Annotated in this window: 14 protein-coding genes; 5 read left to right on the top strand and 9 right to left on the bottom strand. The window is 62.7% G+C overall.

From position 1 onward, the window contains the following. A partial coding sequence (locus tag CO670_RS26590; protein ID WP_176539029.1) for a 4Fe-4S dicluster domain-containing protein occupies positions 1 to 269 on the top strand: 269 nt, incomplete at its 5' end. 135 nt (positions 270 to 404) lie between these two features. After that, positions 405 to 1,019 (top strand): L,D-transpeptidase, encoded by a 615-nt coding sequence (locus CO670_RS26595; RefSeq protein ID WP_097592975.1) that lies wholly within the window; start codon positions 405 to 407, stop codon positions 1,017 to 1,019. A gap of 83 nt (positions 1,020 to 1,102) precedes the next feature. Here CO670_RS26595 and CO670_RS26600 read toward each other — a convergent pair whose 3' ends face one another. Then, entirely contained in the window at positions 1,103 to 2,008 is a 906-nt protein-coding gene (locus CO670_RS26600) for a DMT family transporter (protein ID WP_097592976.1), read from the bottom strand. Positions 2,009 to 2,153: 145 nt separating this feature from the next. On the opposite strand from CO670_RS26600, the gene CO670_RS26605 reads away from it, so the two are divergent. Further along, positions 2,154 to 2,627 (top strand): Lrp/AsnC family transcriptional regulator, encoded by a 474-nt coding sequence (locus tag CO670_RS26605; protein ID WP_097593019.1) that lies wholly within the window; start codon positions 2,154 to 2,156, stop codon positions 2,625 to 2,627. A 175-nt stretch (positions 2,628 to 2,802) separates the two neighbouring features. On the opposite strand, the gene mgtE is transcribed toward CO670_RS26605, so the two are convergent. Then, positions 2,803 to 4,176, bottom strand: coding sequence for a magnesium transporter (gene mgtE, locus CO670_RS26610; RefSeq protein ID WP_097592977.1), 1,374 nt, complete (start codon positions 4,174 to 4,176; stop codon positions 2,803 to 2,805). A 253-nt stretch (positions 4,177 to 4,429) separates the two neighbouring features. Next, positions 4,430 to 5,665: an MFS transporter gene (locus tag CO670_RS26615; protein WP_097592978.1), complete on the bottom strand. Its 1,236-nt coding sequence runs from the start codon at positions 5,663 to 5,665 to the stop codon at positions 4,430 to 4,432. Between the two features lie 302 nt (positions 5,666 to 5,967). On the opposite strand from CO670_RS26615, the gene CO670_RS26620 reads away from it, so the two are divergent. After that, positions 5,968 to 6,912 (top strand): diacylglycerol kinase family protein, encoded by a 945-nt coding sequence (locus tag CO670_RS26620; protein ID WP_097592979.1) that lies wholly within the window; start codon positions 5,968 to 5,970, stop codon positions 6,910 to 6,912. Between the two features lie 3 nt (positions 6,913 to 6,915). Here the strand turns inward: CO670_RS26620 and CO670_RS26625 are convergent, their stop codons facing one another. Further along, positions 6,916 to 8,268 (bottom strand): glutamine synthetase family protein, encoded by a 1,353-nt coding sequence (locus CO670_RS26625; RefSeq protein WP_097592980.1) that lies wholly within the window; start codon positions 8,266 to 8,268, stop codon positions 6,916 to 6,918. An 83-nt stretch (positions 8,269 to 8,351) separates the two neighbouring features. On the opposite strand from CO670_RS26625, the gene CO670_RS26630 reads away from it, so the two are divergent. Next, the gene (locus CO670_RS26630; protein ID WP_097592981.1) at positions 8,352 to 9,719 is read left to right on the top strand and encodes an aspartate aminotransferase family protein; all 1,368 of its coding nucleotides are present in this window, start codon (positions 8,352 to 8,354) and stop codon (positions 9,717 to 9,719) included. 11 nt (positions 9,720 to 9,730) lie between these two features. Here the strand turns inward: CO670_RS26630 and CO670_RS26635 are convergent, their stop codons facing one another. The 5 genes from CO670_RS26635 to CO670_RS26655 form a co-directional block, all read right to left on the bottom strand. Further along, positions 9,731 to 10,033, bottom strand: coding sequence for a type II toxin-antitoxin system RelE/ParE family toxin (locus tag CO670_RS26635; RefSeq protein WP_097592982.1), 303 nt, complete (start codon positions 10,031 to 10,033; stop codon positions 9,731 to 9,733). Positions 10,034 to 10,037: 4 nt separating this feature from the next. Continuing rightward, a complete protein-coding gene (locus CO670_RS26640; RefSeq protein ID WP_088674531.1) occupies positions 10,038 to 10,289 on the bottom strand; it encodes a type II toxin-antitoxin system ParD family antitoxin in 252 nt (83 codons plus the stop codon). 81 nt (positions 10,290 to 10,370) lie between these two features. Then, a complete protein-coding gene (locus CO670_RS26645) occupies positions 10,371 to 11,855 on the bottom strand; it encodes a glycosyltransferase family 39 protein (RefSeq protein ID WP_097592983.1) in 1,485 nt (494 codons plus the stop codon). Next, a complete protein-coding gene (locus CO670_RS26650; RefSeq protein ID WP_097592984.1) occupies positions 11,856 to 13,355 on the bottom strand; it encodes a glycosyltransferase family 39 protein in 1,500 nt (499 codons plus the stop codon). Positions 13,356 to 13,367: 12 nt separating this feature from the next. After that, on the bottom strand, positions 13,368 to 14,384 hold the full coding sequence (locus CO670_RS26655) for a glycosyltransferase family 2 protein (RefSeq protein ID WP_097592985.1): 1,017 nt from the start codon (positions 14,382 to 14,384) through the stop codon (positions 13,368 to 13,370). Between the last annotated feature and the right edge of the window lie 77 nt (positions 14,385 to 14,461).

Raw genomic sequence — 14,461 nt, forward strand, 5'->3', positions numbered from 1 at the left:
CCAATCACGAGGAGGACCAGCCGGTGCATCTGCAGGTCAAGGACATCGCCCTGCAGAAGGCTTCCGAACTCGGCATCTATGCCGGCCCGTCGACGCGCTACTGTCCGGCCGGCGTTTATGAATGGGTGGAGAAGGACGGCGACAAGACATTCGTCATCAACGCCCAGAACTGCGTGCACTGCAAGACCTGCGACATCAAGGACCCCAACCAGAACATCAACTGGGTGCCGCCGCAGGGCGGCGAAGGGCCTGTCTATCCGAATATGTGACGTGGATCGGCATCGCGGCCGACAATTTCACGTGCTGACGTCTTCGTGATCGGCCGTTCGCGGCCGCTCTTAGCCATTCGTTAACCATAATTTCCTTAGCTTGCGACATCTTCTTGACGCACTAAGGACACATTCATGACGATCTCCCGCCGGGGCTTTCTGATTGCTCTGCCTCTTGTTGTGGCCGGCTGCTCTTCGACCGGTTTGAACAGTCAGACGAATTACGCAGCGCTTCCCGATGAAAGGTTTCCGCTGAAGCAGGTGCCGATCGACAGGATCAAGCCGGAGCTTCGGCGTCAGGAAGTCGCCTACGACACCGCGCATGCGGCGGGCACGATCGTCGTCGATACGCCGTCGCGCCGCGCCTATTATGTGCTTGGGAACGGCCGGGCGATGCGCTACGGCGTCGGTGTCGGTCGCGAGGGGCTGGCATTTGCCGGCAACGCCTATGTCGGGCGCAAGGCCGAATGGCCGAGCTGGACCCCCACCGAAAACATGCAGCGCCGCGAGGAGCGCTACCGCAGGCTCGCCGGCGGCATGCCGGGCGGCCCGAACAATCCGCTCGGTGCACGGGCGATGTATCTCTATCGCGGCGGCAACGATACGCATTTCCGCATTCACGGCACAAACCAGCCGGAATCGATCGGCCTTGCCATGTCGAGCGGCTGTATCCGCATGATGAACCACGACGTGATCGACCTCTACAGCCGCGTCGATGTGGGCGCCAGGGTCGTCGTCGTCCAGGCTTGAGCGAGCGAAGCGGATTCATTGAAAAAGCCGCCGCAGCGATGGCTGCCGGCGGCTTTTGACTTGGGGCGGCTGACGCTGGCGCGTCAGTGACGGCGTGCGGCAATCCCGGTCGAGAGCGCCACGCCGATGCCGGTGATCACGGCGGCGCTGATTTCGGCGGTGCCGACCGTTTCGCCGAGCAGGAAGCCGCCGCCGAGCGTGGCCAGAACCGGCGTCAGCGCCGTGAAGGCGGCGGCCTGCGTTCCGCCGAGGGTGCGCACGGCCGTGCCATAGGCGACCATGGCGACGAGGCCGGAAAGAACACCCTGGCTCAGCACCTGCAGGCCAATTTCCGGAAGCGGCGCTTGCGGCAGCGAAATGCCGAAGACGAGGGCCAGCACGGCCATGATCAGGAAGGACCAGACGGCAATCAGTGCGCTCGCCTGAATGGCCGTCAGGCCCGAGCGGCGGAAGGCATGCGTATAGCTTGCCCAGAGCACCGCGCCGGCCGGCAGCAGGACAAAGCTCGTCCAGGGCAGCGAGGCATCGGCCAGGCTGCGGGCGAGCAGGATGAGGACACCGCCGACGATTGCGAGCAGCCCGGCGATGCGCGTGACATCGGGCCGTTCCCGAAACAGCAGGATGCCGATCAATGCTGTGGCAAGCGGCATCGAGCCGCCGAGCAGGATGCCCGAAGAGGCGGCCGGTGTAGAGTGAATGGCAAGCGTCGTCACCAGGAAGAAGATCGCGCCGCAGCCGGCGACCATGATCGCCAGCAGATGAAGCGGCAGGCCCTTCGGCAGCAGGCCGATCCGAAGCCAGACGGGCGAAAGCGCGAGCGCCGGAATGCCGAAACGGATGAGCCCGATATCGATCGGGCCGAGCGATGTCGCGGCGCTGTGGCGGGTCGCCAGAAACCAGGTCGCCCAGATCAGCACGGTAATGGTGCCGGCGGCATAACCGAGGGACTGCGAAGGCGATTTGTCGTTTGAAAATGCGATCGTGCTCATCGTCCTAATCCTTTCCTCCGTCCGGATCCTGCCCGGTTGAAAGAAAGATTAGCGCCAGATGCCGGGGCATGTCCTTGCTATCTGTGGCTTGAAAATCGTGCTATACGCAATATTCTGCCAAATGATGCCGATGGATATTATAAAAATGCCAAATCTCGATAAATTCGATATCGCCATCCTGAAGTGCCTGCAGGAAGATGCGCGGGCCACCAATGTCGAGATCGCCGAGAAGGTGAACCTTTCGCCGTCGCCCTGCCTGCGCCGCATCCGCAATCTTGAGCGAACAGGCATCATCCGCGGTTACACCGCCGATATCGACCGCAAGGAAGTCGGTCTCGGCCTGACCGTCTTCGTTGAATTCAAAGTGGTCCATCACAGCCGCGAAAATTCCGAGGCGCAGCAGCAGGCGCTGCTGGCCATTCCGGAGATCGTCTCCTGCTTCCTGATCTCGGGCACGGCCGATTTCCTCGCCGAAGTGGTGGTGGAGGATCTCGCCGCCTATGAACGGCTTCTGACTGAGACTCTGCTGACCCTGCCCAATGTCAGCGACATCCGCTCGAACTTCGCGATCCGCAGTATCAAGACGCATGGGCCGTTGAAACTGCCTGAGGGGAAATGATTTCCCAATAGTTTTTCTCGCTAATAAAAACCCCTCCCCAACCCCTCCCCACAAGGGGGAGGGACTCATCTGGGGCACCGTCTCGCTCCCTATCAAGGGTCAATATTTGGGCTGCTGGTGCGGCAGTTTAAGCCCCTCCCCCTTGTGGGGAGGGGTTGGGGAGGGGGCTTGGGTGCTACAGCAGCGTCCCGCTGAGGATGAGCAGCGCCACCGAGAAGTAGATGACGAGCCCGGTGACGTCGACCAGCGTGGCGACGAAAGGTGCCGAGGCACTGGCCGGATCGAGCCGGAGCTTCTGCAGCACGAAGGGCAGCATCGAGCCGCAGATCGAGCCGAAGGTGACGATCCCGATCAGGGCGGCAAACACCGTGATGGCGACCATCTGCCAATGCGGGCCGTAGTCGTAGAGCCCGGCCGTCTGCCAGAAGACGATACGGACGAAGCCGACGAGGCCGAGGATCGCGCCGAGCACGATGCCCGTGGGGAGCTCGCGGAAGAGCACCTTCCACCAGTCCGAAAGCTTCAGCTCGCCGAGCGCCAAGGCCCGGATGATCAGCGACGTCGCCTGCGAACCGGAATTGCCGCCCGAGCTCATGATCAGCGGGATGAACAGCGTCAGCACGACCGCCTTTTCCAGCTCGCCTTCGAAATGCTGCATGGCGCTTGCCGTCAGCATCTCGCCGAGGAAGAGCGCGGCGAGCCAGCCGGCGCGCTTGCGGATCATGCCGGCGAAGCTGATCTTCATATAGGGCTGGCCGAGCGCTTCCATGCCGCCGAACTTCTGGGCCGCTTCCGTCGTATCGGCGATCATCGTATCGATCACGTCGTCGACGGTGACGATGCCGAGCATCTGCCCATGTTCATCGGTCACAGGCAGAGCGAGCAGATCGTGCTTGCGGATCAGCCGGGCGACATCCTCCTGCTTCATCAAGGGATCGGCCGAAACGGGCGCGCCCTTCTGAGCCACCGTCAGGATGGAGGCGTCGGGCTCCCCAGTGATGAGGCGGCGCAGCGTCACCACATGCATCAGTGCATGGCTCACCTCGTCGAGCACATAGATGGCATAGACGGTCTCGCGCGAGCGTTCGACCTGGCGCACATGGTCGAGCGTCTGGGCGACGGTCCAGCTGTCCGGCACGCTGACGAATTCCGTCGTCATGATGCCGCCGGCCGTGCGCGGCGGATAGCCCATCAGGTGCTGGATCGCGATGCGAACCGGCTCGTCGAGGCTGGCAAACAGACGGGCGCGGGTCTCGCCGTCGAGTTCGAGCAGCACGTCGGCGACACGGTCGTTGGACATGCCGTGCAGCAGCCGTGCGGCATCCTCTGCGCCGAGCAGCGCAAGGATCTCAGCGGCGTTGCGAAGCTCCGGCCGGTCGAGGATATTGACGGCAAAATCCAGCGGCATGCCTGATAGCACGCGTCCGGCATCCTGCACGGTGAGCGCGTTCAAGGCTTCGACGCGTTCAGCGATCGTTGCGCCGCGGCTGTTGTTGATGAAGGCACGGGCGGCATGGCCTGCCCGGAGTGGGAAGCGATTGATGTTCATTGAGGCTCGCCTTTCCGTCGATCCGCCGTAGCGTCCGACGAGCGAGCCGACAGGAGTCGGTCAGCGCACGAGGGCCGCGTACGGCAAAGGCAATCGACTGCTACTGTCGCTTGGCATCTGAGTGATGGCTCCGTTGAAATCCGTGGAAGACGAGTGTCATCCACGTGTCATGCTAGGTGGTCCCGAACGCGGAATAAGTCAAGCGGGGTAAACGCTTAACGCCAGAATGTCGCACCCTGGGCGGGCCGCATTATCAGGCTGAGGCGCCCTGCGGGCTGCGGCTGCGCCGCTCCAGGCGCGCCGAGGCTGCGAAGACGAAAAGACCGAGGAAGGAAAGTGCCGCGCCGACATAACCGGTTGCCGCAAAACCGTAGCCCCAGGCGATGACGAGGCCGCCGAGCCAGGCGCCGATCGCGTTGGCGATGTTGAAGGCGGAATGGTTGGAGGCGGCCGCAAGCGTCTGCGCATCGGCGGCGACATCCATCAGCCGCGTCTGCAGCGCCGGGCCGGCGGCAAAACCGCAACCGACCAGGAAGACCGAGAGGCCGAGCATATAGGGGTTGGCGGCGGTCAACGAGAAGGTGGTCAGCACGACGATATTATAGACGAGCGAACCGCCGATCGTGCCGAGCAGCGACTTGTCGGCAAGCCACGAGCCGATGAAATTGCCTGCATTCATGCCGACACCGAAAAGCACCAGCATGATCGCAACCGCGCTTTCCGGCAACATCGCGACTTCGGTCGTCGTCGAGGCGATATAGCTGAACATCGCGAACATGCCGCCATAGCCGACGGCGGCAATGCCGAGCGTCAGCCACACCTGCGGCCGGCGGAAGGCGCCGAGTTCGCGCAGGAAGCTCGCTTCTTCGGAAACCCTGTCCTTCGGAACGTAAATCCAGATCAGCGCCACCGTCAGCAGGCCGACGATGCCGACCGACCAAAACGCCACCTGCCAGTCGAGCGACTGGCCGAAAAACGTCGTCAGCGGCGTGCCGAGAAGCGTCGCGACGGTGAGCCCGAGCATGACGCGTCCGACAGCGCGTGCCCGCCGATAAACCGGCACCATCGAGGCGGCGACGAGGGCGGCGACGCCGAAATAGGCGCCGTGCGGCAGGCCGGTGACGAAGCGCAGGACTGTGAAGGATTCGAAGGTCGGCGCCACGGCGCTTAATATATTGCCGATGGCAAAGACCAGCATCAGCGTCAAAAGCAGCGTGCGGCGCGCCATCTTCGCGGCGAGCACGGCAATGACGGGCGCCCCGACGACGACGCCGAGCGCATAGGCGCTGATGACGTAGCCGGCCTGTGGCGTCGTGACGGAGAAAGTCTTGGCGACATTGGGCAGCAGTCCCATGATCGCGAATTCGCCGGTGCCGATGCCGAAGCCGCCGCAGGCGAGCGCCAGTTGAACCAAGGCTACGGTCGTTGCCGACGGCAGCTCGTCCTCCGGCTGGGTTCCGATGGAATCATTGATGGCGATCTCACTCATGAGAGCTCCTCGGGACGGTTTTCTGCTTGGCAATGGCCTCAGGCGCAAGCGCGGCCGCGAGGCGATCGTGATACATGGCGGGAAGGGGAGACGATCTCTCCGATATCTGATCTATCCGTGATATACGGGTGGGCGTCGAGTGCATTTTTCGCAGTGCAGCGTCCTGCTATGTGCATATGTCCGTTGCAATATTTGCATTTCTGCTATTCTTGCGGAAAAGCGGCTGTGCTTGAAATCCCCAATGCCGCAACCATCTCAGGGGCAAAGGCAGGAGCAGTTCCGCGCCAGGGACGGGAGCCCGTATGAAGCTTGTAGGCTTTTTCAATCGCGACGGCGGCACCTTCAGGACCACCGACATGGCGGCCTACGAAAAGAGGGCGGAGGCGGCCTTTCGGGATGCCGGCCATGATTTCGATGCCATCGTCTTTTCGGGCAAGGAAATCATTCCCGCGATGGAACGGGCAGCCAAGCGCGACGATATCGACGGCATCGTCGCCGGCGGTGGCGACGGGACGATTTCGGCGGCGGCGTCGATCGCCTGGAAGAACGGGATTGCGCTCGGCGTCGTACCGGCCGGCACCATGAACCTTTTTGCCCGCTCGCTGCGCGTCCCGCTCGATATCTGGCAGGCGCTCGATGTATTGGCTTCCGGGGAAGTCGATAATGTCGATATCGCCAGCGCCAACGGCCGGCCCTTCATCCATCAGTTTTCGGCCGGTCTGCATGCCCGCATGGTGCGCTACCGCAATGCCTACAGCTATCGCTCGCGGCTCGGTAAGATACGGGCAAGCACCAAGGCCGCTCTCGGCGTGATCTTCAATCCGCCTGAGTTCGAGGTGGAGTTCGAGGCGGCCGGCATGCGGGAGCGCCGCTGGGTCTCGGCAATCTCCGTTTCCAACAATCCCTTCGGCGAAAATGCGCTGCTTTATGCTGATAATCTCACGAGCGGCGAACTCGGCTTCTATACGGCAAACCCGCTGAAGCCGCTCGGCGTTGCCCGCCTCGCCATCGACATGCTGCGCGGCAAGGTGCGCGAGAATGCCGATGTCATGGTGATGCATCCGGCCGAGGTACACCTGCATTTCCCGAAACTGCGCCGCAAGGCCAATTGCGTCATGGACGGCGAATTGTTGCCGCTCCAGCGCGATGTTTCAATCCGGCTGCATCCGGGCGAGCTGAAGGTCCTCGTCAAGCAGGGGCTCGCCGCCCAGGTGAATGCCGATGAACGTCGCGAGCCTGCTGCTTAAGCTTCAGAGCCGCGGCAGATAGGTGCGGTAGTCGAAATCCGAGACGGTGCGCAGATGCGCGAGCGCTTCCTTGCGCTTGGTGTCGCCGTAGAGCGCCTGGTAGCGCGCACCGAAGATATCGGCGATGAAGGGCGAGGCGCGGAAGATCTCGACCGCGCTCAGGAAATCATGCGTCAGCCGCGCCGTATTTGCCGGCGTATGCGAAGGCGTCGTCTCCTCGCCGGGATCGAGCTCGCCGTCGAGACCGATGAGCATGCCGCCGAGGATCGCCGCAAGCAGCAGATAGGGATTGGCATCGGCGCCGGCGACACGATGTTCGATGCGCGCGGCCGGCCCGTCCTTATCGGGTATGCGGATCGCGGTTCCGCGGTGGCCGGTGCCCCAGGTGAGATCGACGGGCGCGAAGGAGCCCGGCTGGAAGCGCCGGTAGGAATTGGCGAAGGGGGCGAAGACAAGCTGCGCCTCGCGCATCGTCGCAAGCAGGCCGGCCGCGACCGATTTCAGCAGCTTCGGTTCGCCGCCCCTGGCATCGAGGATATTGCGGCCCTGGCCGTCGATGATGCTCGCATGCACATGCAGGCCGGAACCGGCATGTTCGGAATAGGGCTTGGCCATGCAGGTTGATTTCAGCCCATGGCGGCGCGCCGCCTGCTCGGCGATGCGCTTGAGATAAAGGCAATCGTCGGCCGCCGCCAGCGCATCGGGGCGGTGCAGGAGGTTCACCTCGAATTGGCCGGGACCGAACTCCGCCGTCGTCGCATCCGCCGGCAGTCCCTGCGCTTTGGCATAGGCTCTCAGCGTCCCGAGGTAATCGTCGAGTGCATCGACGGCGCTCATGTCGTAGAGCTGGAAACCGTTCGGTTCGCCGCGATAGGTGAGGCTTTCCGGCGGGGAGGGGCGTCCGGTCTCGCGCCAGTCCCCGGCCATGACGTAGAATTCCAACTCGGTCGCCACCACGGGTGTCAGCCCGCGCGCGGCATAGCGCTCCAGCACCGAAGCGAGGATGGCGCGCGGATCCATGAAGCTCGGGCTGCCGTCGAATTCGTGCATGGTGGCGAGCACCTGCATCGAGCCCTCCGGCGCCCAGGGCATCGGCGCGAGGCTGCGCCGATCTGGGATGACCTTGCCGTCGGGATCGCCGATCGTCAGCGACAGGCCGGTGATATCGTCATTGTCATCGCCCCAGATGTCGAGCGATTGTGTCGAGGTCGGCAGGCGGATGTCGCCGGCCCAGACCTTGCCTTCGGCGCCTGATGGAAGCTGCTTGCCGCGAAGGTCGCCGTTCATGCCGACGATCAGGATCTCGAAGCGCGGATCGCCGCCCTCGGCCTTGCCGTCCATCCTGTCGCTCGCCATGGCCTTGAAAATCCTCCGGGACAAGGCCAAGCTCCTATCCCATCGACAACAGCCTTTCAATCCGCGAAGGTCTTTCACCAGTCATGCCCGATACTTACCCGCCCTCGAACCTTGCCGCCATCGACGCCGCGCACCACCTGCATCCCTTCTCCGACATGAAGAAGCTGAATGCGGACGGCACCCGCATCATCCAGCGCGGCGAGGGCGTCTACATCTTCGACGATCACGGCAGGAGATATCTCGACGGCTTCGCCGGCCTCTGGTGCGTCAATATCGGCTATGGCCGCCGGGAGATCGCCGAGGCCGTCGCGCGGCAGATGAACGAACTGCCCTACTACAACACCTTCTTCGGCACGAGCTCGACGCCGACGGCGCTGCTGGCGCAGAAGGTCACCTCCCATGCCGGCGATCGGCTCAACCATATCTTCTTCACCGGTTCCGGCTCGGAGGCAAACGACACCTGGTTCCGTATGGCCCGCGTCTATTGGAGCGCCGTCGGCAAGCCGTCGAAGAAGATCGTCATCGCGAGGAAGAACGGCTATCACGGCTCCACTGTCGCCGGCGCCAGCCTCGGCGGCATGAAATACATGCACGAGCAGGGCGACCTGCCGATAGCTGGCATCGTCCATATCGGCCAGCCATACTGGTACGGCGAGGGCGGCGATCTCTCACCCGCCGAATTCGGTCTCAAGGTCGCTCGCGAGCTCGAAGCGAAGATCGACGAGCTCGGCGAGGAAAATGTCGCGGCCTTCGTCGCCGAGCCGGTCCAGGGCGCTGCCGGCGTCATCATCCCGCCCGAGACCTACTGGCCTGAGATCGACCGCATCTGCAAGGCACGCAATATCTTGCTGGTGACCGACGAGGTGATCTGCGGTTTCGGCCGTCTCGGCGCCTGGTTCGGCCATCAGCATTTCGGCGTCGAGCCGGATCTGGCGCCGGTCGCCAAGGGGCTTTCCTCCGGCTACCTGCCGATCGGCGGCGTGCTCGTCAGCGATAGGATCGCCCACGTGCTGATCAACGAAGTTGGCGATTTCAATCACGGCTTCACCTATTCCGGCCACCCGGTCTGTGCGGCGGCGGCACTCGAAAACCTCCGCATCATCGAGGAGGAAAGGCTGGTCGAACGCGTGCGCGACGATATCGGCCCCTATTTCGCCAAGGCCTGGGCGGCTCTGGTCGACCATGATCTCGTCGGCGAGGCTCAGAGTATCGGCCTGATGGGCGGCCTGCAGCTGGCCGCGGAGAAGAGCACGCGCACCCGTTATGACAAGCCCGATCGGATCGGGGCGCTGGTGCGCAACCATGCGCTCGCAAACGGCCTCGTGCTGCGCGCCACCGGCGACCGCATGCTGGCCTCGCCGCCGCTGGTCATCACTCACGCGGAGGTGGACGAGATGGCAAAGATTACCAAGCTGGCGCTGGATTTGGCCTGGAAGGAGTTAAAAGCGTGATTTCGCTCGGCCTAGAGTTCGAAATCCTGCGACGTGATATCCTCGGCGCCATGCTTGACACGTAGGACCACGATACGGTCGTGATAGGAGCGATAGTAGATGCAGCGGTTCCGATAGGGCAGGCCGCGCAAGCCTTCCGCAATATGGTCGCGGGGAGATCCGGTGAAATCCACTTCGGCGATCCAGGCGATCTTTGAGGTCAGGTCAGCCAGAAATTCCTGCGCGTAGTGAGGGCTGCTCTCGGCGATGTAGCGACGAATATTTCGCAGATCCTCCATGGCGGATGGAGCGATAATCAGGCGTTTCGGTTTGATGGCCTTAACCTTCGTTCATGACGTCTTTGAGGATATCTGCGCCGTTGGCATATTCCTTGCCGAGGCCAGCCTCAATCTCGGCGTCGGCCGTCTGAATATCCCTGCGCAGCGCCTGCATTTTCAGTTCGTGGTCGGCGAGCATGCGGATGCCTGCCCGCACGGCCTCGGTTTCCGTGCCGAACCGACCATTGCGAACCAGATCAGACAGGATCCCGTCATAGGTGTCGCCAAGAGAAAAGGTTTTTGCGCGTGCCATGTCAATGACTCCCTACCGCTGAGTATATGGTAAAATGCAATACTTTTACAATATCGCTCAGCCCACCGAGTGGTTCCAACATCACTGTTGATCGACCCAAGCATAGCCGAAACGATAGCTATCGTTGCCGCGTCGGTAGAGATAGGGCACGTCGAGAACCAACGCCTCGGGTGCGGTTACGCCGAGATTGGTTTGGAGCCATTGTGCCATGGCCGGCGGGAGCGCTTCGCTGCCCGCCTTCGGCGGCACGAGCCACACGAGAAGAAGCGGCCGACGGCCCGAAATATCCGGCTTGAAGCCGGGATAATCCACGGAAAGGACCGGCACATCAGGAATATCCTGCCTGAGATTGCCGGCGAGCAGGCTGTCGCCGGCAAGGATCGCTGCCGGTTCAGCCTGTTTGCGCAAGGTTGCGAGCATCTCGGCATAAGGCCTGTTCAAGCGTTCGTAATGACCTGAGAAGCGCGCGCTCGCCACGCTGCCGTAAAGGGCTGCCGGCACGCCGATCATGATGACGGCGACGACGGGCATGAAGCGCCGGAAAGCCTTGCCGGTCTCGATGCCTGCCGCCTCTATCTTCAGGCAGAGATAGAGCGGCACGATGAAGAGCATCGGCACCAGCCAGCGATCCTTGATGCCGGCCGCGCCGCCGAAGACGATCAACAGCAGAATGCCGATGCCGAAGACGAGCATCATCCGCTCGAGGAGCCGCGTCCATTCCGATCGGGCGACGAACGCCAGGCGCAGATTCCGGCCGAACACGGCCGCGAACACCGCCACGGTCAATCCAGCGAAACTGACGATGGCGAGAAGGAGCGAGCTGACGCCCATAGCAACTTGCATCGGATAGCTCGCATTGTCGCTCGCGGTCATCTTCTCCAGGGTACGGGCGGTGGCGAAGTCGAGATTGTCCTTCAGCCAGAAGAGATGCGGCAGGGTGATGATAAGTGCCACGACAGCGGTTACGGCCAGCCGCCGATCGAAGATCCGCGCTCGCCAGCGTGCATCCGCCAGCGCGGCGATCAAGGCTGCGGCCGGCAGGATGGAGAAATTATACTTGGCGAGCAGTCCGAAACCGATGCCGATGCCTGTTATCAGATAGGAGGCGAGGCTTGGCTGCTTCAGACTGCGGACGAAACCGTATAAGAAGATGCTGGCCGAAAAGAACACCGCAACCGTGTGTGTCAGGTCGCGCTGCATCTCGAAAACCATCTGCGGGATCGTCAGCAGCCCGAGTGTCGCGATCGCCGCGAGCGCCTTGTCGCGCAGGACGAGCCGTGCCGTCAGGCCGTACAGCAGGTAGGAGATGAAGAGCAGAAGGTTCTTGACGACGGATAGGGCGGCGAGCGAAACGCCGGTAAACTGGAAGACGGTATATTGCAGCCAGTTGTAGAAGGGCGGCTGCGGGCCGTAACCGGCGGCGAGCCATTGCGAGCGGAAGACCTGTTCGGCTTCGTCGAGATCGAGCGAATGCGAGGTGGCAAGCCGCACGCCGACCTGAAGCACGAAATAGGCGGCGAGCAGCAGGAAAATCCAACGCATGTCGCGAAGGCTGGTCTCGGTCATCTATCTCACTCCCGGCCGAACCCAGGCGTAGCCCAGCGCGAAATTATCGCCCTGGCGGCCGAAATAATAGGGAAGCGACAAGGCACCGATCTCCTGCGGCGCAATACCCGCTGCCGCCAGCGCCGATGAAAACCGTTCCGGCATGACGGCATCCGCGGCCGTCGCCGTCTTCTTGCCGCGCCAGACGATCAGCACCGGCCCGTCCGATGTCGCATAGGCGGGGATGCCGGCAGCCGGGAAGTCAGGGATAACGATCGGCACATCGGGAAGCTGCAGGCGCATGTTTCCGCCGATATAGGTATCCGAGGCAATCACCAGTACAGGCTTGGCCTGCCGCGTCATTTCGTACACGAGATCGGCCATCGGCACGTTCGGCCGGCTATAGGTGCCGATCAGCCCGGCGCCGACGACGCGGAAGCCGAGCGCGATCAGCACGCAGGCCATCAGCACCAGCACGACAGGCCGGAAGCGGCGCAGTCCGGCGGAGAGATCGAGCCCGGCCGCCTGCATCTTTGCCAGGAAATAGATCGGCAGCACGAGCAGGAACGGATCGAGCCAGCGTTCACGCACCATGGTGGAGCCGGTAAACAGTACGATCAGGAGAATGCCCGCGAGGCTCGCGAGCATCATCCGTTCCATCATCCTAGTCCAGCGGTTTCCGGATGACAGAGCCCGGAAGAAATCCCGGCGGAAGGCGGCGGCGAAGATTGCGACCGGCAGCGCCGCAAAGGCGATGATGGCGACGAGAAAGGCGAGAATGCCTTTGCCGATCCGCTGAACGCCGGCCGGTTCGTTGCCGGCGGCCATTTTGACCAGAGTATCGGAGGAGGCGAAGTCGAGATTGCTTCGCAGCCAGATCGCGTGCGGCAGGACGATGACAAGCGCGACGGCGATCGCGATGAGCAAGCGCCAGTCGAGCACCCTGCGCCGCCATTCGGCGTCGGGCAGGATGGCGATCAGCGCGACGGCGGGCATCAGAGCGAAATTATATTTCGCAATCAGCCCGATGCCGGTCGCAAGCCCAAGCAGCAGGTAGCTGCCGATGCCGGGCCGGTCGAGCGTGCGGAAGAAGCCGTAAAGGAAGAGCGAGCTGGCAAAGAGCAGCGCCGTCGTGTGGGTCAGATCCTGCTGGGCCATGTAGGAGACCTGGGGCAGGGTGATCAGCGCCATCATCCCGACTGCGGCAAGCGCCTGATCCTTCAGTGCCTCGCGCCCGGCGAGGCCGTAAAAGAGATAGCACAGGAAGAGCAGGATATTCTTCGGAACGATCAGCGCGCCGATCGACATGCCGGTCACCGAAACGACGGCATACTGCATCCAGTTGTAGAAGGGCGGCTGCGGGCCGTAGCCCGCCAGCAGATATTGCGAGAAGAAGGATTGCTCCGCCTCGTCGAGCTCCAGCGAGTGCGGGAGCACGAGCCGCAGCGCGATATTCAGCACGAAATAGGCTGCAAGCAGCAAGGCCGCGGTTCTGATCGTCCTCGTCGCGCGTTCCAGCATCGTGCTGCCGGCTTAGGCTTGGCTTTGATCGTCGAAGATCTGCCGCACGATGTAGTTCGGAGAGGCGTCGTCACGATAGTAGGTGCGCGCGATCATTTCCGCCAGAATGCCGGTGGTGATCATCTGCACCGACGACAGCAGCAGCACGACGCCGACCATCAGCATCGGCCTCGTGCCGATATCGTTGCCCATGATGAACTTGTCGAAGCCGAGATAGAGCAGGATCAGCACGGCAAGCGCACCAAGGCCGAGACCCAGCGAGCCGAAGAAATGCCCCGGCCGCGCCTTGTAGCGCATGAAGAACATGACCGAGAGCAGGTCGAGGATGACGCGGAAAGTGCGCGAGATCCCGTATTTCGAAACGCCGTGCTCGCGGGCATGGTGGGTGACGACCATTTCGCCGATGCGCGAGCTTGGGACGACGCCGGCGACCCAGGCGGGGATGAAGCGGTGCATTTCGCCCATCAGCTTGACCTGCTTGATGATCGAGGCACGGTAGATCTTCAGGCTGCAGCCGTAATCGTGCAGCTTGACGCCGGTGATGCGGCCGATCAGGTAGTTGGCGCACCAGGAGGGGATCTTGCGCAGGAACAGGCCGTCCTGGCGGTTCTTGCGCCAGCCGACGAGGAGGTCGAGCTGTCGCCGTTCCAGCTCGGAGACCATCTGGGGTATATCCTTCGGATCGTTCTGCAGATCGCCATCCATCGTCGCGATCAACCGGCCCCGGGCGGTATCGATGCCGGCCTGCATGGCGGCGGTCTGGCCGAAATTGCGCTGCAATTCGACGATCCTGAGCGCCAGCCCCTCGCGCCCGACGAATTTGCGGGCGTTGACGAGCGTCGCATCGGTGCTGCCGTCGTCGACGAGGATCAGTTCCCAGCGATGAGGATATTGCGCCATCGCCGCGAGGATACGTTCGACCAGCGGGCCGACGCTTTCCTCTTCGTTGAAAACGGGCACGACCAGCGACAGCTCGAGCGATTGTACCGGATCATTCGTGCCGCGAATGGGCTCTACCGTTGTCTGCAACTTTCATCTCCAAAAGGCCGGGCGGCCTGGCAGTTCTTACTGCCGCCACCGCATTTGCGGAAGCCTACTACATGAAC

This window comes from Rhizobium sp. J15, from assembly GCF_002531825.1.
GTDB lineage: Bacteria > Pseudomonadota > Alphaproteobacteria > Rhizobiales > Rhizobiaceae > Rhizobium.